A 21,786-nucleotide genomic window follows, 5' to 3' on the forward strand; every position below is an offset into this window, starting at 1 on the left:
ACCGGTGCTGGCCGTCTCAGCGTCGGCTCCGGGCGCGGGCGGTGGCTGGTGCCGTCCACGGGTCCTCCGGCCAGGGGTGCCGGGGATAGCGTCCCCGCATCTCAGCCCTGACCTGCGCGTAGGGGCCCGACCAGAACGAGGCGAGGTCGTCGGTGACCGCGAGCGGCCGCCCGGCCGGTGAGAGCAGGTGGAAGAGGACCGGCACCCCGGCCACCTGCGGTGTCTCCGCCCAGCCGAAGCACTCCTGCAGCTTCACCGCCACCACGGGCCGGCCGTCGGCATCGCCCACCTCCGGGTAGTCGATGCGCACGTCACGTCCGCTCGGGACCCCCAGTCGCTCCGGTGCGAGCTCGCCCAGCCGGCCCGCCTCGGGCCAGGGCAGCAGCCTGCGCAGCGGGTCGTGCAGGTCGATCCGGTCCGCGCGCCCACCGCCGGCGAGCGCGTCGACCTCGGGGCCCAGCCAGTCCGGCCACCGCGCGACGAGGGCGGTGTCCGAGACGTCCGGCCACGGTGCCCCGTGGAGGCGGTGCAGCAGAGCCAGGCGCCGGCGCAGTCCCGCCGCTGCCGGCGACCAGGTGAAGATCCCCAACCCGTGGGTCGCGAGCGCCGACTCCACCGCCCGGCGGGCGTCCTCCGGGCCGGGAGGGACTGCGACTGACGAGAGCTCGATCGCGCCGAGGGCCCGGACCCGCCGGGCGGTCACCCGGTGGTCGCGGAAGGTCGCCGAGGTGCGGTCGGTGAGCAGTGCTGCCGCGGCGAGCTCCGCGACCTCCGGGTCGAGCGGCGCAGCGGCACGGATCACCGCACCGGTCCCGGCAGCCACCCGCCCCTGCGCCCGGGCGACCTCGGCGACGGCGAGCCACTCGTGACCGTGCAGGCTGCCCGGCGGGAGCGCGGCCCGGGTGCCCGAGGCGAGGAGATAGACCTCGCCCACGCGGCGCGCGACCCGGTCCGGGTGTGCAAGGGCGACGACCAGTCCCGTGGCACCGGCGGCGGATGTGCTGAGGCCGACCCGTGTCCCGGACCTGGTCTCGGGTGACCCGGACCCGGTCCCGGCGGGAGACCCCGGAGCAGCACGGTCTGTCCCGGACCTGTTCGTATGCCGTTCGGCCAGGTCGCGCAGGCGCCGCACCTCGTCCTTCCAGCGGCTCGCTCCCGGTGCCGTGCCGCGTCGCAGGGCGCGCAGGAGTGCGCCCAGGTCGGCGCCCTCGGGCCGGTGGTCGTCGGCCAGCGCGGCCACCACCTCGGCTGCGGTGCGGCTGCCGACCAGCTCAGCCCCGTCGAGCAGCGCCCGGGCCAGGCGTGGGTCGGCGGGCACCCCGGCGAGGCGGCGACCCAGGTCGGTGGCACGTCCCTCCCCGTCGACGGCACCGAGACGGCGCAGCACACTCTCGGCGTCGCGGACCGCGGCGGGCGGGGGCGGGTCGGGCAGGGCGAGACCCTCGCCGCGGGGCGCGCCCCAGCAGGCCAGGGTCAGCGCGGCTCCGACCAGGTCGGCCACCGCGATCTCCGGCGTGACGTGGGCAGGCATCGCGGCAAAGGTCGTCTCGTCGTAGCAACGGACCGCGAGCCCGGGTCCCTGACGGGCCGCCCGGCCGGCACGCTGGATCGCGGCGTCCCGGGACGTCGCCACCGTCACCAGACCGGACATGTCGCGGGCGGCGTCACGGCGAGGCACTCGCGCCAGGCCCGCATCGACCACGACGCGGACGCCGGGCACGGTCAGGGACGACTCGGCCAGGGCGGTCGACACGACGATGCGCGGAGGGTCACCCGGGCCGGGACCGCCGGTCACCCGGTCCTGCGACCGCGGGTCGAGCCGCCCGTGGAGCTCCAGGACCTCGGCCGTCGGCACGAGGTGGCGCAACCGTCGGGCGACGCGGTCGACCTCGCGGACACCGGGGAGGAAGACGAGGGCGTCGGGGGGCGTGGTCAGCCCGAGGGTGGTTGTCCCAGCTGCGAACGCGTCGGCGGCGACGCCGGCCACGTGGTCGAGGAAGACGTCTGCCACTCCCCTGGCGTCGGTGCGCGGGCCCGGCGGCGGAACCCACCTCAGCTCGAGCGGGTGCAGGGCCGAGGGACAGGCGATGACGGGCACGCTGCCCAGCTCCGCGTCGCCGAGCAGCGCGGCAAAGCGCGGGGCGTCCAGGGTCGCCGACATCGCCACCAGCACGAGGTCCTCGCGCAGGCTGCGGACCTCGGCGAGCATCCCCACGAGGAGGTCGGTCTCCAGGGACCGCTCGTGGACCTCGTCGAGCACGACCGCGTCGGTGCCGGGCAGGTCCGGGTCGGACAGCAGCCGGCGCAGCAGGACCCCCGGCGTGCAGAACTCGACACGCGTCGACGCGGCCACGGCCCGTTCGCCGCGCACCGTGAACCCGGCGAACCCTCCGAGCCGGGTGCCGGTGACCGTGGCCAGGCGCCGTGCCGCCGCGCGGGCGGCGACCCGCCTCGGCTGGACCACGACGACCCGGCCCGTCACCAGGTCCGCGAGAGCCGGCGGTGCGAGCGTCGTCTTGCCGGTCCCCGGCGGCGCCTGGACGACGGCGGCGCCCCGCTCCCGGACCGCCTCCCGCAGGTCGGTGAGCGACGCAGCGAACGGCAGCCCCTCACCGATCCGGCGCAGGTCGGCACTCACCCACTCCACCAGCCCATCGGTCACAGTGTGCCAGGGCCGCCCCGCACCCACCCGACAGCACGGCGTGCGGGGCCGCCCGGCGGCACGGCGTGCGGGGCCCCCCGACAGCACGGCATGCGGGGCCGCCCGGCGGATGTGCGTTCGGGTCCGCGGCGTCGGCTCGGGTATCCTCGGGGCAGCGAGAGGGAGTATCCCGACACACCGCGATCGTCACTACGGAGCCACGGCTCCCGGTCGCGGCGGCGTACACACGGTGCGTGGGAGAGACGTTCGTGCCCGACGTCCCTCCACCGGAAAGCTCCTTCGTGACTGCCTACCAGATCTTTGAGATCGCCTCGCTCTCGATCCTCCTGCTCATCCTCGCCCTGGACCTGCTGCTCGTCGTCCGCCGCCCGCACGTGCCCTCGATGCGCGAGTCCTCGCTCTGGGTGGCGTTCTACGTCTCCCTCGCCCTGGTCTTTGCCGGCATCCTGTTCTTCGTGGCGGGAGGCAGGCACAGCGGGGACTTCCTGACCGGTTGGTTGCTGGAGTACTCCCTCTCGATCGACAACCTGTTCGTCTTCGTCATCCTGATCGCGCGCTTCGGCGTGCCCCGCGTGCTGCAGCAGCGGGTGCTGATGGCGGGCATCATCATCGCGATCGTGCTGCGCGGTATCTTCATCCTGCTCGGTGTGCAGCTCATCGAGAACCTGTCCTGGATCTTCTATCTCTTCGCGGCGTGGCTGATCTATGCGGCGTGGCGACAGGCCTTCGGGCCCGACGAGGACGAGGGTCTGCAGGACAATGCCCTGGTGCGCCTGCTCCGTCGGCGGGTGAACCTCACCGACGACTGGCACGGTGGCCGGGTCCGGGTGCAGGAGAGCGGGATGCGCGCCTTCACGCCGATGCTGCTCGTGCTCATCGCGCTCGGCACCACCGACCTGCTGTTCGCCGTCGACTCCATCCCCGCCATCTTCTCGGTGACGCAGGACCCGTTCCTGGTGTTCGCGTGCAACATCTTCGCTCTCATGGGGCTGCGTCAGCTCTACTTCATGCTCGGCGGCCTGCTCGATCGCCTCGTCTACCTGCACTACGGCATCGCGTTCCTGCTGGCGTTCATCGGCGTCAAGCTCACCCTGCACGCCCTCCACCACAACGAGCTGCCGTTCCTCAACGGCGGGGAGCCCCTCCTCTGGGTGCCGACCGTGCCGACCTGGCTCTCCCTGGTCGTCATCGTGCTCTCGATGGTCGTCGCCACGGTCACCTCGCTCGTCGCGAGGCGTGCCGCGGTCCCGGTCTCCCGCTGAGCACCCCGCTCGGTCCCCGCACCGACCGGCGCCAGAGCGACCGGCGCCAGAGCGACCGGCGCCAGAGCGACCGGCGCCCCAGCGCTCAGGTCAGGTGGCGTCGTGCCAACGCAACGCGCGCAGCGCGCGCAGCGTGTTCCACCGGCTCGGGGCGCCGTCACCGTCCTCCAGCTCGAAGTGGACGAGGCCGGGATGGGTGTTCTCCTGTAGCCAGGTGCCGTCCGGCTGTCGCCGGTCCCGCACGCGGTCCGCCGCGTCGGCCAGGCGTGGGTCCGGTGTGCCGCCCACCGCTCGGAAGTAGTCGAGCCCGCGCAGCACGTCGTAGTGCCACTGCGGCGGGAAGGAGAACCTCAGCCAGTCGGGATCGACCACAGCGCCCGTGCTCGCCCGGCGGTACAGTCCCCGGCTGAGCAGGTACTCCTCTCCTCGCTCTCGCGCGGGAGCGGCCGGTTGGACACCACCCGCACGCTCGTACTCCAGCAGCCCCTCCAGGACACAGAGGGTGGTGTGGAAGGAGGACCGGACCGAGCCGTTCTCCGCCTCGCAGTTCCAGCCACCGTCCGGGAGCTGCTCGGTCAGCAACCGGCTGACGACGCCCTCGACGTCCTGCCCGAAGTAGGCACCGAGCGCCACCGTGCCCCCGTTGATGCACGGCTCGACCTCTCCGTCGAAGAAGGGCTCACCTGCGTACTCCCAGTGGCAGTGGTCCCGGACCCCCTCCACCGCCGCCCGCACCGTCGGGTCGGCGGGGTCGACGCCGCACTCGCGCAGCAGCCGCAGGGTCGGCAGGGTGGCGGTCCACGGCTGCCCCTCGGGGTCACCGACGGCCTGCCCCGGCGGCCGCCAGTCCCGGCTCGGGAAGCAGGCGCCGCCGGCCCACTGACCGTCCGCCTGCAGGTCGAGCAGACGCCTCCCCCAGCCGGTGCCTGCCACCAGGGCACGCTCCGCGGCCACCTCCTGCGCCGAGGCACCGGTCAGGTCCCGCAGCACCTGCCACCGGATCGCCGGGTCACCGGCCAACAACCAGCTCGTCACCTGATCCCGCGCCATGTCGCCACGGTAGGGGCCATTGCGGACGAAAGGCGTCAGGATGCGGGGCGGCCCTCGATCGCGCGGATCACGGCGGGCCGCAGGTCGGCGGCCGCGATGACGGCATCGACCGAACCGACCTGCACGGCCCGGTGGATGCTGTGCACGCTGTCGAACTCGGCGGCGATCTCGCTGATCTTGTCCGAACGCAGGCCGGCGCGGACCTCGGTCAGCTCGACCATCAGCGCAGCCCGCTCGTCCTGCGGGGCGGCGTCGATCCGCTCCTGGAGCTCCCGGACCTCGGGGCTGGCCGCCGCCCGCTTCTCCACCTCGCCGGCGAAGACGACCGCCGCCGCCGGCGCCCCGCCCAGGACCGAGGCGAACGAGCCCTCGATGGCGAGCACCGTCATACGGGGGTTGAGCCGCTTGGAGAAGACCACGAACGCGCCGCCGTGGTAGCGGGAGATCACGCAGAAGACGATCGGGCCGTCGAAGTTGACGATCGCACGGCCGATCTCGGCGCCGTACTCCAGCTGCAGGTGACGCATCGAGTCCGGTGAGCCGTCGAACCCGGACAGGTTGGCAAGCACCACCAGGGGCCGGTTGCCGCTGGCCGCGTTGATCGCGCGCGCCGCCTTCTTGGACGAGCGCGGGAACAGCGTGCCGGCCGTGTAGGTGTCCGGACCGTCCGTCGGCGGGAACCCGTGCCGCGGCACCGGCCGCGACTCGATGCCTAGCAGGCACACCGGGTGTCCACCGACGTGGGCGTCCTGGACGACCGCGGTGTCCGCGTCCGCCATCCCGGCCCACCGCTCCAGGGTGGGCAGGTCCTGGTCCACCAGCGCCGCCATCACCGTGCGGATGTCGAACGGCTTCTTGCGGTCAGGGTTCTTCTCCGCGGAGAAGATGTCGCCCACGGTGGTGAAGTCCGGCGCCGCCGGGTGCTGGTGCGGGTAGGCCGTGACGTCCCGCTCCGCGGGGTCGGTCGTGGGCATGCGGCGCGGCCCGGCCTCCCCCGGCGCGCGGTAGGTGTGCTCGTAGTGCGCCATGAGCACGTCGACCGCCCCGGCCAGGTCGTGGGCCCAGTACTGCGCCTGCCCGTTCGGCCCCATCACGCGGTCATAACCGCCGATGCCGAAGTTGTCCTCGGCCGAGACGCCACCGGAGAAGTCCAGCGACTGCTTGCCGGTGAGCACCATCGCGCTGTCCGGCGTCATCACCAGGATGCCCTTGGTGTGCATGAGCATCGTCGCCTCGGCGTTCCAGTAGGGCTGGGCGCCGACGTTGATCCCGGCGACGACGATGTTGATCTCGCCACCGGCCTGGGTGAACTCCACGATCCGCTTGAGGGCGGCGGCCACCCAGTCCATGTTCTCGGTGCCGGAGTCCATGGAGACCCGGGCACCGGCGGACAGGGCGTACCACTCCAGCGGCACCCCCAGCTCCTCCGCGAGGTCGATGGCCGCGATCACGCGGGCGCACTCGGGCTCGGACAGCGCGCCCAGCGCCTTGGTCGGGTCACCGCACAGCACGACCCGCGTGATGCCCTCGGGGTGCAGGTCCGTGGGCGTGCTCACGACGGCGGCGACGATCGCCGACCGGTTGAGCCCGTGCGGACGGTCGACCGGCACGAGCGTGCCGTGCCCGTCCAGGTCGTGCTCGACCAGGCTGCCCGTCGGTCCCGTGAGCGCGTCGGCCAGCTCGTAGGGGTAGACCAGCCCGCGACGGCGCGCACGCAGCACCTTGCCGGCGTAGTCGTCCAGCGGCTGCAGCGGCTCGGTCGGCGGTGCCTCGAAGGAGGCCACCACCCCGGCACCCGACTTGGCGTGGAACCGGATGGCGATGGGGACCGGTGGGCCGTCGGGACGGGCCACCCGCCCCTGGGCGACGACCTCCTCCAGCCCGGCCCGCTCGGTCAGCGGAGTGATCTTGTGCTGCAGCGCGGCGAGTTCCTCCGGGGCGGCCTCGATCACCGGCCACACCTGCACCCACACGTGGTTGGTGTCGAGCTGGACCCCTTCGGCGCCGCGCGCGGTGCGGGCCCGGCGGATCGCCTCCAGGCAGCTCTCGACCGCCCGCTCCCCCTGGGGGATGCTCACGACGGCACCGTGCTCGTCGCGGATGACGGACAGCTGGCGGATCTGGGCGAGCGCCACCAGTCGTCGGTCGGCGGGGTTGGACGGGGCCACGCACTCGTAGAGCAGCACGTCGTCCGGTGCGTCGATGCGGGTGATGTCGAACTCCCGGAGCCGCCACAGGTCCAGCCGGCGGCCGACCATGGGGTGGACGCCGCGCACCAGGATGTCCTCGCGGGTGCCGCCCGTCCCGTCCGGACGGAACGTGAGGTACTCGACCTCGCGGCCGCCTCCCGGGCAGCCCCCGACCGCGACGCGACGGCAGTCCGACGCGAAGTCGAGCCCGGCCAGCACCCCCGCCAGCTGCGCGCTCGCACTGTCGGGAGCCTCCGGCATACCGGGCCAGTGCAGGTAGAGGTCCATGACGACCTCGCCGACCTCGTGCCCGGCGGTGACCTGCTCGGTGAGCGCCGCGACGAGCGGCGAGCCGGGGTCACGCAGCTCGTCGAGGGTGCCGACGGTGGTGATCAGGCGGGTCGGCCGCTCGTCGAGCACATAGTCGGCCAGCACCAGCTCGCGGCCGGCGGCGGTGCGGCGCTGCACGTCGTGCAGGTCGAACTCCCGGTAGTGCCGGCGCACGAGCACCTCGAGCAACGGCTCCAAGCGGGGCACGCCCTGCTCGAGCCGGTCGGAGAGGATCCCGGCAATCTGCACGGGGATGGCAGCGATCGCCTCGATGCGGGCGGCGCGGTGCGGGGCGTCCTCGGTCGCCGCGAGCGCAGCGACCTCCTCGTCGAGGCCCGCGAGCGCCTCGGTGCGCACCGCGTCGACCATCTGCTGGTCGAACCAGCGGAACCGGATGCTGCGGGCCATGTCGCCGATGACGGGGTGCCGCAGCTGTGTCGCGCGGACCAGCCGTTCGAGGACCGCGCGCGCCTCCGTCGCCAACCCGTTGGGGGGCGGCGGCTCGGCCAGCCACGCCTGCAGCAGTGCGGTCACGACCTGCAGGTCCCTGGCGGTGCGCTGCTGGGCCAGGAAGACGCGGAACACCGCGTCCTCGAGCGCCTCGGTGCGCTCGAGCTCGGTGATCTCGTAGTGGGACAGGACCTGCCGCAGCCGTGCGCTGAAGGTCTCGGGGAGCGCCCCGCGCTCCAGGTCGAGGCTCTGCAGGTAGGTGTGGAAGTGCTCCCGGGGGCTGTGCACCCGCAGCTCGGTGCGCTCCTCGGCCTCGCTGGGCCGGTTGCGGCTGAGCTCCGCCAGGTCGGCGAAGGTCGCCAGCAGCTCCATCTCGCCCTCGAGCAGGTCGATCCCCTGCTCACGCAGCTCGCTGCGCACCTCCAGATAGGTGGCCAGCAGGTCGCGGTCCTCCCCCGGCGGCACGTCATAGCCGAGCACCCGGGACACCAGGGCAGCCCGTATGCCGTCCGCCCGGTCCCGCAGTGAGGGCGCCACCGGCTCACAGGGCAGGTCGAGGTCGGGCCCCTCGGCGGTCGTGGCCGCCCCTACCTCGGGCTCCTCCTCACCCGTGGGCTCGAGGCGGACCAGCGGGGCGCCGGTCTCCACCTGGCTGCCGGTGCGGACCATGAGCTCCCGGACGCGGGCAGCGAACGGCGCGTGGACGACCGTCTCCATCTTCATCGCCTCGAGCACCAGCACCTGCGCCCCGGCAGCGACCTCGTCACCGACGGCGACGGGCGTGGCCACCACGAGCGCGGGCGAGGGGGCCCGCACGACGCCGCCCTCGTCACGGCTGACCCGGTGGATGACCTCGTCGACCTCCACCAGGTGGGTCGGGCCGTGGATCGCGCTGACGATGCGGTGCCGCCGGCCGTTGATCGTCAGGCGGCCGTGGAAGGTGCCGAGCCGCTCGACGTCGGCGTCGACCGTCTGCTCCTGGCCGGCTCCGACGATGGTGACCCGGAACCGGTGGGGTCCGGTCTGCACCGCGGTGACCTGGTAGGTCACGCCGCGCAGCTTGAGGTCGACCGGTCGTCCGACCTGGTGCTGCACCTGCGGGCGGCCACCGCGCGCGGTCTCCATCAGGCGCGTGATCTCGACCTGCAGCTCGTCGAGGTAGGCGTCGATGCCCGCCTGGACCAGGGCCACCCCAGAGTGCTCGTGGCTGACCAGGCGGCCATCCGCACGGACCCGGTCGATCCAGCCGGTGTCAGCCCATCCAGGGGCTCCGCCCCCGGACTCCCCCGCTGAGGGCTCCGCCCCCAGACCCCTGGCATCCGGACCGACGACCTCCGGCTCGCGGAGCAGCTGCAGCACGAAGCTCTTGTTGGTCGCGCCACCCTCGATCACGACGGTGGTCTCGGCCACGGCCCGGCGCAGCCTCGCCAGCGCCTCCTGCCGCGTGCGGCCGTGCGCGATGATCTTGGCGATCATCGAGTCGAAGTCCGCGGGGATGCTGTCTCCCTCACCGACGCCGGTGTCGACGCGGATGCCCGGCCCGGTGGGCAGCTCGAGCAGCGTGATCCGCCCGGGCGCGGGCGCGAAGTCCCGGTCCGGGTCCTCGGCGTTGAGCCGGGCCTCGACGGCGTGGCCCCGCTCGACCGGCCGCTCCCCCTCCAGCCGTCCACCGGCCGCGACGTGCAGCTGCGCCTGGACCAGGTCGAGCCCGGTCGTGGACTCGGTGATCGGGTGCTCCACCTGCAGGCGCGTGTTGACCTCCAGGAAGGCGAACTGCCGGCTCTCCTGCTGATAGAGGAACTCGACGGTGCCAGCACCCTGGTAGCCCACGGCGAGCACCAGCCGCTCGGCGGCGCTCTTGAGCTCGTCCGCCTGCTCGGTGGTCAGCAGCGGCGAGGCCGACTCCTCGATGATCTTCTGGTTGCGGCGCTGCACCGAGCAGTCACGCACACCGACGGCCCACGCGGTGCCGTGGGCGTCCGCGATGACCTGCACCTCCACGTGCCGCGCCCCGGTGACCAGGCTCTCCAGGAACACCACGCCGCTGCCGAAGGCGCGCTGCGCCTCGTCGCGGGTGCGCTGGTAGACATCGCGCAGCTCCGTGGCGTCAGCCACCTTGCGGATCCCCCGCCCGCCGCCGCCGGCGCTCGCCTTGAGCATGAGCGGGTAACCGATCCGGTCCGCGGAGGCCAGGGCCTCCTCCAGCGTGTCCAGGCCCCCGCGGCTCCACGGCGCGACCGGGACACCGACCTCCTCGGCGATCAGCTTGGAGCCGATCTTGTCGCCGAGCTTGCGCATCGCGTCGGCACCGGGGCCGATGAAGGTGACGCCCAACCGGTCGCACAGGTCGACGAACGCGGGGTCCTCGGCCACGAACCCCCAGCCCACCCACACCGCGTCCGCGCGGGTGTCGACCAGGGCGCGCTCCAGCACCGCCAGGTCGAGGTAGGGGCGGGCCGAGGCCGGGCCGATCGGGTGGGCGATGTCGGCCTCGCGGACGAACATGGCAGTGCGCTCGGCGTCGGTGTACAACGCGATCGTCTGCAGCCGCGGTCCCCCGGCGGCGTTGTGGTCCCGCACTGCGTGGATGAGCCGGACCGCGGCCTCACCACGGTTGACGATGGCAATACGAGAGAACAATCCGTCTCCAACTCGGTCGGGTGCGGGGCCGGTAGCAGGCGTGCGTACTGACGGTGCCACGTTCGGGTGACTACTCGCTAGTCGACGCCCCGAGGACCGGCCAGGCAACCGTGTCGGACGCGAGGGCCCACGCTACCCCGAACGGCCCGGGAAGCCCGGGAGACGGAGCCGCCCCCGCGACCAGTGAGGTCGCGGGGGCGGTTCGGTCGTGCGCGTCAGCGGCAGGGAAAGGCTCCGGCCGTATGACGCGGGGCCGGGTCACCCCGACCGTCCGGTCACGGGGAGGTCGGCATCCCCGGCATCTCGACGATCGAGGAGGGGTCCGGCGCGGTGACGTCCACCGGCAGGCCCCAGTCGGCCATCTTCATGACGGTCTCGGCGCCCTGGATGTCGAAGGTCACCTGCCGCATGTAGTTCTGGTCGTCCAGCCACACGTCGTAGGTGAGCTCGGGCGGCATACCGGCGGTGTCGCCACCCTCGATCTTGGTGGTGTCCAGGAGCAGCTCGTAGTGGTTCAGCGACTCACCGTCCACGTCCTCGGCACCGACGAAGGTGACCTTCTGGGCGCCGGCCTCCCAGTCGTCCCACTGCGAGGTCATGTCGACCTGGTTGGTGAACTGGTCGGCGTCCTCGCCCATCATCTCCTCGAGGGGCATCTGGATGAACTGGCCCTCCTCGGTGACGCCCGGCATGGACATGTAGGCCTGGCCGTCGACCATGATCATGTGGACGTTGCCGAGCCCGGCCATCTCCATCGTGATGTCCATGGCAGGGGTGTCACCACCCAAGTCGGCCTTGCCGACCATGGTGACCGCCTGGCCCTCCATCTGCATGTCCATGTCCATCGTGAACGAGGACAGGTTCTCCATGCCCGGGCTCTTCAGCTGGGTGACGAAGTCGGCCGGGGTGATCTCGGAGCCTGCCGCGGCGTCGCCACCGGCGTCCCCACCCTCGGCTCCCTCGGTCTCGGTGCCCGCGTCGGTGCCCTCGGTCTCGGCACCGGTGTCAGTGCCCTCCGTCTCCGCCCCCGCGTCCGTGCCCTCGGTCTCGGCACCGGCGTCGGTGTCATCCTCGGTCTGGGCCTGGGTGTTCGTGTCCGGCTCCTCGACCTCGGGCGAGTCGTCGCCGCACGCGGCCAGCGTGAGCACGAGGGCTCCGCTGGCGGCGATCATCCCCCACGTCGTGGTGTTCCTACGCATGATGTGTGCCTTCCCTCCGGTGCGGCATCAGCTGCCTTGAGCACCCTATGGTTTCACAGCCACCGGCTGGGCTGTGTTCTTATTGATCCAACTGACTGACGACTCGCAGAGCCCTGAGGTTCCATGAACGGCAACACCATCTTCCGGCACCACGACACGGCCGTGCTCTCCGTCACGGCCGTCGACGCACCGGTGGTGGTCACCTCGGCGGAGTTCGACCAACGGCTCGCAGAGACCTACCGACGCACCAACATGCGCTCGGGCATGCTGTCCCGCCTGGCGGGGATCCGGGAACGTCGCTGGTGGCCGGAGGGCACCACGTTCGTGGACGGCGCCATCGAGGCGGGGGCCAAGGCGATCGCCGAGGCTGGCGTCGACCCGGCCAGGATCGGCCTGATGATCAACACGTCGGTGAGCCGCGAGCACCTCGAGCCCTCGATCGCGGTCAAGATCCATGCCGAGCTGGGCCTGCCGTCGAGCTGCCTCAACTTCGACCTCACCAACGCCTGCCTCGGGTTCGTCAACGGCATGCAGCTGGCGGCCACCATGATCGACGCCGGGCAGATCGACTACGCGGTGATCGTCGACGGTGAGGGTTCCCGCCCCGCGCAGGAGAGCGCGCTGGCCCGGCTGGCCAGCCCGGAGGCGACCGCGGAGGATCTGCAGAACGAGTTCGCGACGCTCACGCTCGGCTCCGGTGCCGCCGCGATGGTGCTCGGCCGCGCCAGCGACCACCCCGAGGGGCACCGGGTCGTCGGGGGCGCCTCGCGCGCCGCGACCCAGCACCACGAGCTGTGCGTCGGCGACTACGAGAAGATGAGCACCGACACCAAGGGGCTGCTCCGCGCCGGTATGCAGCTGGCCGGCGACCTCTGGGAGGACGCCAAGGACGACTTCGACTGGACCGACATGGACTGTTATGTCGTGCACCAGGTCTCCACCGTGCACACGGGCCGCACCGCACAGGTGCTGGGCCTGCCGAAGGACCGGATCCCGCTGACCTTCCCCACGTTCGGCAACATCGGTCCGGCCGCGGTGGCCGTGACCCTGGCCAAGCAGGTGGAGAACCTCACGCCCGGGGACCGCGTCCTCATGATGGGGATCGGTTCCGGGCTCAACATGACCTGCCTGGAACTGGCCTGGTGACCGCCGGGTCACCACTCCCGCGCGGGCTCCCGGGTGTCGACCCGGCCTGGTCCCGCACCCTCGAGGCCCCTGACGCCGAGGGCACCCCCCGCACCTGGCACGTCCTGGACAACGGCCCGCAGCTGGCCGCCGCCGGCGTCCCGACCGAGCAGACGCTGCTGTGCGTGCACGGCAACCCCACCTGGTCCTACCTGTGGCGGCGGGTCCTGGAGTCCGCCCCGCCCGGGTGGCGCGTGGTCGCCGTCGACCAGCTGGGCATGGGCTACTCCCAGCGCACGGAGACCCCCCGCAGCCTTCCACAGCGCGTGGAGGACCTGTCGCGGCTGACCACCGCCCTGGGCATCGACGGGCCGGTCGCGATCCTGGCCCACGACTGGGGCGGGCCGATCAGTCTCGGCTGGGCGCTGGCACACCGCGAGCAGCTGGCTCGCGTGGTGCTCACCAATACTGCGGTGCACCAGCCCGCGGGCTCGCCGCTGCCCGGCGCCATCGCCGCCGCCCGGACGCCTCCGCTGCTGGACCTGGTGACCCGCCGCACGCCCGGCTTCGTGCGGGCCGCGACAGCGACCTGTCGCCCCGCCCTCCCGACACCGGTCCGCGACGCCTTCGCCGCGCCCTACTCCAGCCCGGCCCGCAGGACCGCGGTGCGTGACTTCGTGGCCGACATCCCGGTCTCCGCCAGCCACCCCAGCCACGCCGCCCTCACCGCCATCGCCGAGGGCCTGGACGCCCTGGCCGACGTGCCCGCCCTGATGGTCTGGGGGTTGTCGGACCCCGTCTTCTCGGGCCGCTACCTGGCTGACCTGCAACGACGGCTCCCCCACGCCGACGTGCACACCTATCCCGACGCCTCCCACCTGGTGCTCGAGGACCGTCCCGAGGGTGTCTCGCTCATCTGGGACTGGCTGACGAGCCGCCCGACGGAGGTCGCGGCCGCCTCCGCGGAGGTGGTGCCGATCCAGGTCGATGCGACCGTCCCCGGACGCACCGCCATCGTGGAGCTCACCGGCGAGGGCGGGCACATCACCTTCGGCGCCCTGGCCGAGCGCGTCGACGGTCTCGCCCGGGGGCTGCACGCCCGCGGGGTCCGGCGGGGGCAGCGCGTCGCCCTGCTGGTCAGGCCGGGGATCGACCTCACCACTGTGCTGTATGCCGTGTGGCGGCTCGGTGCCGTCGCCGTGGTCGCCGACGCGGGGCTGGGGCGTCGCCGGCTGGGGGCCGCGCTGCGCGGAGCGGCGCCCGACCACGTGGTCGGGTTCCCCGCCGCGCGCGCCCTCGTGCTCGCGACCGGCATCCCCGGGCAGTGGATCCGGCTCGGTCGCGACGACGTCGCGGGGCTGATCGCCGAGGGACTGGGGCACCCGCTCAGCCCCACGGAGCTGTTCAGCCCGACGGCGGAGCTGGACCTCGACGGCGCGGTGCTGTTCACCTCCGGCGCCACCGGGCCACCCAAGGGCGTCGTCTACACCCGCCGGCAGGTCGGTGCACAGGTCGCGCTGCTGCGCGACGCCTTCGCGCTCCGTCCGGGCGGCCGGTTCGTCGCCGCGTTCGCGCCGTTCGCGCTCTACGGTCCGGCGCTCGGACTCACCTCGGCGGTCCCGGACATGGACGTCACCGCCCCCGACACCCTCACTGCCGCGGCCCTGGCGGATGCCGTCGAGGCGGTCGGGGCGAGCATCGTGTTCGCCTCCCCCGCAGCACTGTCCAACGTCGTGGCCACGGCGAGCGAGCTGACGGCGGGCCAGCGCGAGCAGCTGCGCCGCCCCGAGCTGGTCCTGTCGGCCGGGGCACCGGTCCCGGCAGCACTGCTACGACGGCTCAAGGAGCTCCTCCCCGCCGCGGCGACGCACACGCCCTACGGCATGACCGAGGCACTGCCCGTCGCCACCACCGACCCCACCACGCTCGACCCGGACGACCCGGCGGACCGCGAGCGCGGGGTGTGCGTCGGTGCCCCGCTCCCGGGCGTCACCGTGCGGACCGCCGCCCTGCTGCCGGACGGGACCGCCTCCGAGGAGCTGACCGACGAGCCCGGGCAGCTCGGTGAGATCGTCGTGCGCGCACCGCACGTGAAGGACCGCTACGACCGGCTCTGGGGCACCCAGCGCGCCAGCGCACGGCCGGCCGGCTGGCACCGCACGGGCGACGTGGGACACCTCGACGCCCGGGGCCGGCTCTGGGTGGAGGGTCGGCTGACCCACGTGGTCACCACCGCGGACGGCCCCGTCGCGCCGTATGCCGTGGAGCAGGCGATCGAGTCCGTGCCGGGTGTGCGCAGGGCCGCCGTGGTCGGGGTCGGCCCGACCGGCACCCAGCAGGTCGTGGCGGTCGTGGTGCCCGAGGGTGCCGCGCCGTCGGGCTCCGGGAGACGGGCCGCGCTGTGGGAGCGGGTCCGTGGCCTGCGCGGGGCCGAGACCGACGTGCCCGCCGACGTGGCCGCACGTGTGCGCACCGCGGCGGGTGTGCCTGTCGCGGCCGTGCTACGGAGGGACTGGCTGCCGGTCGACATCCGGCACGCCGCCAAGGTGGACCGCACCGAGCTGGCCCGCTGGGCGACCACGCTGCTGCACGGTCCGAGGGCCGCCCGCGAGGCCTTCGGTGGCCAGTCGAGGGCGCCGAGCCGCCGGAGCCGCTGATGCGCGTCCTGGTCACCGGAGCGAGCGGCATGCTGGGCCGAGCCGTCGCCGACACCCTGGCCGGCCGCGGCGACGAGGTCACGGTCCTGCAGCGCAGGCCGTCCGGGAGCCCCTACCGGGAGCTGCTGGGTGACGTCGCGGACGAGTCCGCCGTCACCCGTGCCCTGGCCGGACAGGAGGGGGTCGTCCACCTCGCGGCCAAGGTCGATGTCGTGGGCCCCTGGGAGGGCTACCGACGCGCCAACATCGAGGGCACCCGGACCCTCGTCGAGGGGGCTTGCCGCGGGAGCGTGCAGCGCTTCGTGCAGGTCTCGTCACCGTCGGTGGCCCACGCGGGTTCCTCCCTCGCCGGCGCCGGCGCCGAGCCGGCGGACCCGGACCGGGCCCGGGGCAACTATGCGCGCAGCAAGGCGTCCGCCGAGCTCATCGCGCTGGGCGCGGACAGCGACGATCTCGTGGTGACCGCCGTCCGGCCGCACCTGGTGTGGGGCCCGGGCGACACCCAGCTCATCGGCCGGATCCTGGAGCGGGCGCGGGCGGGTCGGCTGCCGGTGCTGGGGCGCGGCACCAGCCTGGTCGACACGACCTATGTGACGAACGCGGCCGATGCCATCGTCGCCGCCCTCGATCGCGCCGACGTCGCCCGGGGCCGGGCGCTCGTGGTGACCAACGGCGAGCCCCGCCCGATCGGTGAGCTGATGAGGGACATCTGCGTTGCCGGCGGCGTCCCCGCGCCGCGCCTGCACATACCGGCCCGGGTCGCCTGGGCCGCCGGTGCCGCCGTCGAGGGCGCCATGGCGCTGTCGCACGTCCTGCCCGGTGTGCCGGAGATCACCGAGCCGCCCCTGACCCGCTTCCTCGCCGAGCAGCTCTCCACCGCCCACTGGTTCGACCAGCGGCACACCCGCCGGGTGCTGGACTGGACGCCGCGGGTAACCCTCGACGAGGGTCTGGAGCTGCTTGCTGCCTCCGCGTCACGGAACCAGTAGCGTGGGTCCCGCCGGAGTCACCGATGGCGGCACCGAGGCGACCCACCGCCTCCGCCGCCACCCGTGCGGTGGCGATGACACGAGGGACTGGGGCCGAGGATGAGCAGGGCATCACGCGCACGCCGCGTCGCGGCTGCTGCCGCCTACGGAGGCGGTGGGGTCGCCGCTGCCGGCCTCGCGGGCTGGGCACTGCTGCGGGCCGAGGTCCTCGTGGCCAAGAAGGTCATCGGTGACGGCCCCGGCGAGGCACAGGTCCGCAACGGCACCTACGGCGCCGGCTTCGGCGAGCCGCACCGGATCCTGGTGCTGGGTGACAGCACGGCGGCGGGTGTCGGCGCCAGCCGCCCCGAGGAGGCCATCGGCGCGATCGTCGCCACGGGCGTCGCTGCGCTCAGCGGGCACCCCGTCGAGCTGCACAACGTGTCCCGCAGCGGCGCCACCTCCCCGCAGCTGCTCGGTCAGCTCGAGCGCGGTCTGCGGGACATGCCCGAGCCCGAGGTGGCCATCATCATGATCGGCGCCAACGACGTCAAGGAGCGGATCGACCGGGCCGTGTCGGTCCGGGCCCTCAGCGAGACGGTGACCCGGCTCGTGGGCCAGGGGGTGAAGGTCGTGGTGGGCACCTGCCCCGACCTGGGCACCGTCCGTCCGATCCCGCAGCCGCTCCGCGCCCTGGTGCAGCGGTGGAGCCGCGACCTGGCCGCCGCGCAGACCGTCGCGGTCGTCGAGGCGGGCGGACGCACCGTGTCGACCGGGGACCTGCTCGGCCCGACCTTCCGGGAGTCCCCCCACCAGATGTTCAGCGCGGACGGGCTGCACCCCTCCTCGGCCGGCTATGCCCGGGCCGCAGCCGCCCTGCTGCCCAGCGTCGTGGACGCCCTCGGCCTGCGCACGCTGGACACCGGCCGGACGCCCGACCACCGCCGCGGCGAGCGCGTCGAGCCGCTCCCCGAGGCCGCCGAGCGCGCGGTCCTGGACCCGGGCAGCGAGGTCAGCGCCGTGGACGTCGACGGCCGCTCCCGCAGCGAGCGCGGCCGCTGGGCGCAGCTCCTGAGGAGGCACCGCACGCCGGACTCCGCCCCCACGGAGCCGGTCGGGGCACACGCCGCCGTCTCCACTGCGACGCCCGCCCACGACGCGTCGGGAGCGGTGACCGGCAGCAGTGAGGAGCCAGCCACCGGGACCGGCGACAGGGACACCTGACCGGACCCCTCGGCATACCGCCTGAAAGGCCAGCGCCACACCTGACCGGACCCCTCGGCATACCGCCTGACCTGCCAGCGCCACACCTGACCGGACCCCTCGGCATACCGCCTGACCGGCCAGCGCCACACCCGGCTCGCGCAGCGGGCGCCAGCGCACGGCGACCTGCCGTGGTCGGAGGGACCGCCCTGTGCCGTTACAGTGGACAGTGGTGTGCCGGGAAGTCTGGTCGGCGTCATGCTGACCGACCCCAGGAGACACCGTTGTCTGACACTTCCGGCCCCCCGCCCACCGAGCTGGCGCCTCGCACGACCCTTGGTCGCGGGAGCTACTCCGAGGTCGTCCGCATCGGCGACATCCTCCGGAGGGAGACGGTCGGCGGCATGCTGCTGGTGGGCGCCGCCGTCATCGCGATCATCTGGGCCAACTCACCCTTCGCCGACAGCTACTTCTCGATCCGCGACACCACGATCGGCTACGAGCCGTGGCACCTGAACCTGAGCATCGGTGCCTGGGCTGCCGACGGGCTGCTGGCGATCTTCTTCTTCCTGGTCGGGCTCGAGCTCAAGCGCGAGATCATGATCGGCGACCTCCGCCAGTGGGACCGGGCCATCGTGCCGGTCGCGGCCGCGTTCGGCGGGGTGCTCGTGCCGGCGGTGATCTACGCCGTCATCAACTGGGGCGACGCGGAGGCGCTCCGTGGCTGGGCCATCCCGACCGCCACCGACATCGCGTTCGCGGTCGCCGTGCTGGCGATCATCGGCTCCCACCTGCCTCCGGCGCTGCGGATCTTCCTGCTGACCCTCGCGGTGGTGGACGACCTCATCGCGATCCTCATCATCGCGCTCGTGTACTCCTCCGGCATCGAGTTCAGCATGCTCCTGTGGTCGCTGATCCCGCTGTCCGCCTACGCCCTCCTGGCCCGGCGGCAGCGACTGCTGTTCCGCTACCGGCACCTGCCCGCCTGGCTCCTGCTGCTGCCCATCGGTGCGTGCTTCTGGGCGCTGATCCACGCGTCGGGCATCCATGCGACCATCGCCGGCGTCGTTCTCGGCTTCACTGTCCCGGCACGGCTGCGTGCAGACCGCGGCGAGCCCGCCGGGGAGGGGCACCACGGCCTGGCCGAGGTCTTCGAGCACCGGATCCGACCCCTGTCCGCGGGGTTCGCGGTGCCGGTGTTCGCCTTCTTCTCAGCCGGCGTAGCCATCGGCGGGAGCGAGGGACTGGCCTCGGCACTCGGCTCGACCGTGACGCTCGGCATCGTCCTCGGCCTCGTCGTCGGCAAGATCATCGGCATCACGGGTGTCACCTTCCTCGTCACCAAGGTGACGCGGTCCAGCCTCGACCCGTCGCTGCGCTGGATCGACGTCGTCGGGGTCGCCGGCCTCGCGGGCATCGGCTTCACGGTGTCCCTGCTCGTGGCCGAGCTCAGCTTCGGGGTGGGCACCGACATGGGCGACCACGCCAAGGTGGGCATCTTCCTCGCCTCGCTCCTGGCGGCCGTTGCCGGCGCGGTCATCCTGACCGCCCGCAACCGGCACTACGCCACCCTCGCCGCCGAGGAGGCGACGGACGCCGACCAGGACGGCATCCCGGACGTCTACCAGGACGACCACCAGCAGCCTCGCTGATCCTCCGGGACGGCCACGCTGATCTACCTGGGCAGCCACCCCACGGTGGGCCGCCCTGCAGGCCGAGGTGACGGCATACCAGCAGCCACGCTGGTCGGCCCGGGGCAGCCACGCTGGTCGGCCCGGGGCAGCCACCCCACGGTGGGCCGCCCTGCAGGCCCAGGTGACGGCATACCAGCGCCGTTCCACCCGGTGGGACCGCCGACGGGCCACGGCACAGCGCCTCCTAGACTCAGGAGCACCGACTATCAGGAGGAACCATGCCCGAGGCCGTCATCGTTGCCGCCGCCCGCACCCCGATCGGGCGTGCCTTCAAGGGATCCCTGACCACCGTCCGCCCCGACGACCTCGCCGCCGGCGCGATCCGGGCGGCCCTGGACCAGGTGCCGGCGCTGGACCCCACCACGATCGACGACCTCTACCTGGGCTGCGCCGAGCCGTGGGGAGAGCACGGCCAGAACATGGCCCGCGTCGTCTCGGTCCTGCTCGGCCTGGACACCCTGCCCGGCGCCACCATCAACCGGTTCTGCGCTTCCTCCGTGCAGACCACCCGCATGGCGCTGCACGCCATCCGCGCAGGTGAGGGCGACGTCTTCATCAGCGCCGGTGTCGAGGCCGTCTCCCGGTATGCCGACTTCTCCGGCGCCGGGGGCAGCAAGGCGGAGTGGCAGAACCCGACGTTCGCCGACGCCATCGCCCGCAGCGCCACGATCGCCGAGAGCAACCAGACGTGGACCGACCCGCGCGAGGAGGGGCTGCTGCCCGACATCTACCTCGCCATGGGGCAGACCGCCGAGAACGTCGCCACCGCTCGCGGCATCTCCCGCGAGCGGCAGGACGAGTGGGGCGTGACCAGCCAGAACCGTGCCGAGGCCGCCATCGCCGCTGGGGTCTTCGAGCGGGAGATCGCACCGGTCACCCTCGCCGACGGCACCGTCGTCAGCACCGACGACGGACCGCGAGCGGGCGTCACCCTCGAGAAGGTCTCCCAGCTGCAACCGGTCTTCCGCGAGGACGGCACCGTCACCGCCGGCAACTGCTGCGCCCTCAACGACGGTGCGGCCGCCCTGGTGATCATGAGCGACACGAAGGCCAAGGAGCTCGGCCTGACGCCGCTCGCCCGCGTCGTGTCCACCGGCGTCTCCGCCCTCTCGCCCGAGATCATGGGCCTAGGCCCGGTCGAGGCCTCGCGCCAGGCACTGGCCCGCGCCGGCATGTCGATCGGTGACATGGACCTCTATGAGATCAACGAGGCCTTCGCCGCCCAGGTGCTCCCCAGTGCGGACGACCTCGGGATGGACTTCGACAGGCTCAACGTCCACGGAGGCGCGATCGCCCTGGGCCACCCCTTCGGCTCCACAGGTGCCCGCATCAGCACCACGCTGATCAACGCGCTCCGCACCCACGACAAGCAGTTCGGTCTGGAGACGATGTGCGTCGGCGGCGGCCAGGGCATGGCCGTCATCCTCGAGCGGCTGAGCTGACGCCTCGCTGACCCGCTGAGCGCCGGCATCCCAACTGGGGTGCCGGCGCTCTGCCGTGGTCTGGGGCACTGCAGGTCGGGTGTCCCTGTCGACACTTTCCAGTCTGCGACGCGGCGAGGGACCTTGGCGACCACCGTGACTGCTGCACGCCGGCAACACGGTCGGCCCCCCTGCCCAAGGGCTGTGCCGGGCCACCTGCTGCACCACGACAACACGGTCGGCCACCCTGGCCCGAGGGCTGTTCGGGCAGCTGCTGCACCACGACAACACGGTCGGCCACCCTGGCCCGAGGGCTGTGCGGGCAACTGCTGCAGGACGACGCCCAGCAGGTGCGACTTGTTTCCACAGGCGCGGCGCGCCCTTGCAACTCTGTCGTACACCTGTGCTAAGTTTGGTCTCAGTTGGCAGGCTCCGCGATGAGGCGGAAGGGGGACGTGATGGACACCGTGGCTGTGCGGGAGCAGATCCGCCAGTGTCTGCGCCGTCCGCCCGCCGTGCGGGAGGCCAGTGCCGCGTCAGGGTTCAGTGGTCAGTTGTGGGTGACGTCGTTCGCGGACCTCCTGCCCCCGGAGCAGCCAGCTGACGCCGGTTCTGATGGCCGCAGTCGGGGGAAGGCCACCGACGAGCAGGGCACGGACGCGACGGGACGTCTGCGGGTTGCCCTGGGCGACCTCGGCGTGGACGAGGCGATGGTCCAGGCACTCACTGATGTCGCGCTGGCGTGCGCGACGGTGGCCACGACCGATGAGCAACCCTCGGTCGTGGCCCGCGGTCAGGCGCTCCTCGGGTCCATCGAGTCCCTGACCACGACCGCCGGTCAGCTCGACGCGGTGCTCCTGTCGGCGACCACGCAACTGACCGCGACGAATGGGCAGTTGTTGCTGCTGGACAAGGAAGCAGTCTCCCCAGAGGAGC

General features: G+C 72.9%; 12 protein-coding genes. 8 read left to right on the top strand and 4 right to left on the bottom strand.

The window, feature by feature from the left end; genetic code table 11:
• Positions 1-16: 16 nt before the first annotated feature.
• Positions 17-2,647 carry an ATP-dependent helicase HrpB gene (gene hrpB / locus DA085_RS15525; RefSeq protein WP_237565558.1) on the bottom strand — a complete coding sequence of 877 codons (2,631 nt, stop codon included), beginning with the start codon at positions 2,645-2,647 and terminating at the stop codon, positions 17-19.
• A 296-nt stretch (positions 2,648-2,943) separates the two neighbouring features.
• Here hrpB and DA085_RS15530 point away from each other — a divergent pair, with 296 nt between their 5' ends.
• A complete protein-coding gene (locus DA085_RS15530; protein WP_109473908.1) occupies positions 2,944-3,924 on the top strand; it encodes a TerC family protein in 981 nt (326 codons plus the stop codon).
• Positions 3,925-4,014: 90 nt separating this feature from the next.
• On the opposite strand, the gene DA085_RS15535 is transcribed toward DA085_RS15530, so the two are convergent.
• The 3 genes from DA085_RS15535 to DA085_RS21035 all read right to left on the bottom strand — a co-directional run bounded on the left by DA085_RS15535 (position 4,015) and on the right by DA085_RS21035 (position 11,782).
• Positions 4,015-4,974 carry a hypothetical protein gene (locus DA085_RS15535; RefSeq protein WP_109473888.1) on the bottom strand — a complete coding sequence of 320 codons (960 nt, stop codon included), beginning with the start codon at positions 4,972-4,974 and terminating at the stop codon, positions 4,015-4,017.
• Between the two features lie 35 nt (positions 4,975-5,009).
• Entirely contained in the window at positions 5,010-10,583 is a 5,574-nt protein-coding gene (locus tag DA085_RS15540) for an ATP-binding protein (protein WP_109473889.1), read from the bottom strand.
• 275 nt (positions 10,584-10,858) lie between these two features.
• Positions 10,859-11,782: a DUF7537 family lipoprotein gene (locus DA085_RS21035; protein ID WP_154402225.1), complete on the bottom strand. Its 924-nt coding sequence runs from the start codon at positions 11,780-11,782 to the stop codon at positions 10,859-10,861.
• 123 nt (positions 11,783-11,905) lie between these two features.
• On the opposite strand from DA085_RS21035, the gene DA085_RS15550 reads away from it, so the two are divergent.
• The 7 genes from DA085_RS15550 to DA085_RS15580 all read left to right on the top strand — a co-directional run.
• On the top strand, positions 11,906-12,928 hold the full coding sequence (locus tag DA085_RS15550) for a 3-oxoacyl-ACP synthase III (protein ID WP_109473910.1): 1,023 nt from the start codon (positions 11,906-11,908) through the stop codon (positions 12,926-12,928).
• Positions 12,925-15,564, top strand: coding sequence for an alpha/beta fold hydrolase (locus tag DA085_RS15555; protein ID WP_237565559.1), 2,640 nt, complete (start codon positions 12,925-12,927; stop codon positions 15,562-15,564). Before DA085_RS15550 ends, DA085_RS15555 begins: the two co-directional genes overlap by 4 nt.
• The gene (locus tag DA085_RS15560) at positions 15,564-16,553 is read left to right on the top strand and encodes an NAD-dependent epimerase/dehydratase family protein (protein ID WP_109473890.1); all 990 of its coding nucleotides are present in this window, start codon (positions 15,564-15,566) and stop codon (positions 16,551-16,553) included. The genes DA085_RS15555 and DA085_RS15560 overlap by 1 nt, the downstream gene beginning before the upstream one ends.
• A gap of 99 nt (positions 16,554-16,652) precedes the next feature.
• Positions 16,653-17,756, top strand: a complete 1,104-nt coding sequence (locus tag DA085_RS15565) for an SGNH/GDSL hydrolase family protein (protein WP_109473891.1) — start codon at positions 16,653-16,655, stop codon at positions 17,754-17,756.
• A 263-nt stretch (positions 17,757-18,019) separates the two neighbouring features.
• A complete protein-coding gene (gene nhaA / locus DA085_RS15570; RefSeq protein ID WP_109473892.1) occupies positions 18,020-19,387 on the top strand; it encodes a Na+/H+ antiporter NhaA in 1,368 nt (455 codons plus the stop codon).
• Between the two features lie 260 nt (positions 19,388-19,647).
• Entirely contained in the window at positions 19,648-20,871 is a 1,224-nt protein-coding gene (locus tag DA085_RS15575) for an acetyl-CoA C-acetyltransferase (RefSeq protein WP_109473893.1), read from the top strand.
• 437 nt (positions 20,872-21,308) lie between these two features.
• Positions 21,309-21,786, top strand: a 478-nt coding sequence (locus DA085_RS15580) for a hypothetical protein (RefSeq protein ID WP_154402226.1), incomplete at its 3' end; no start/stop codon positions are given.

The organism is Ornithinimicrobium cavernae (assembly GCF_003121625.1).
In the GTDB taxonomy this organism is placed as follows: domain Bacteria; phylum Actinomycetota; class Actinomycetes; order Actinomycetales; family Dermatophilaceae; genus Ornithinicoccus; species Ornithinicoccus cavernae.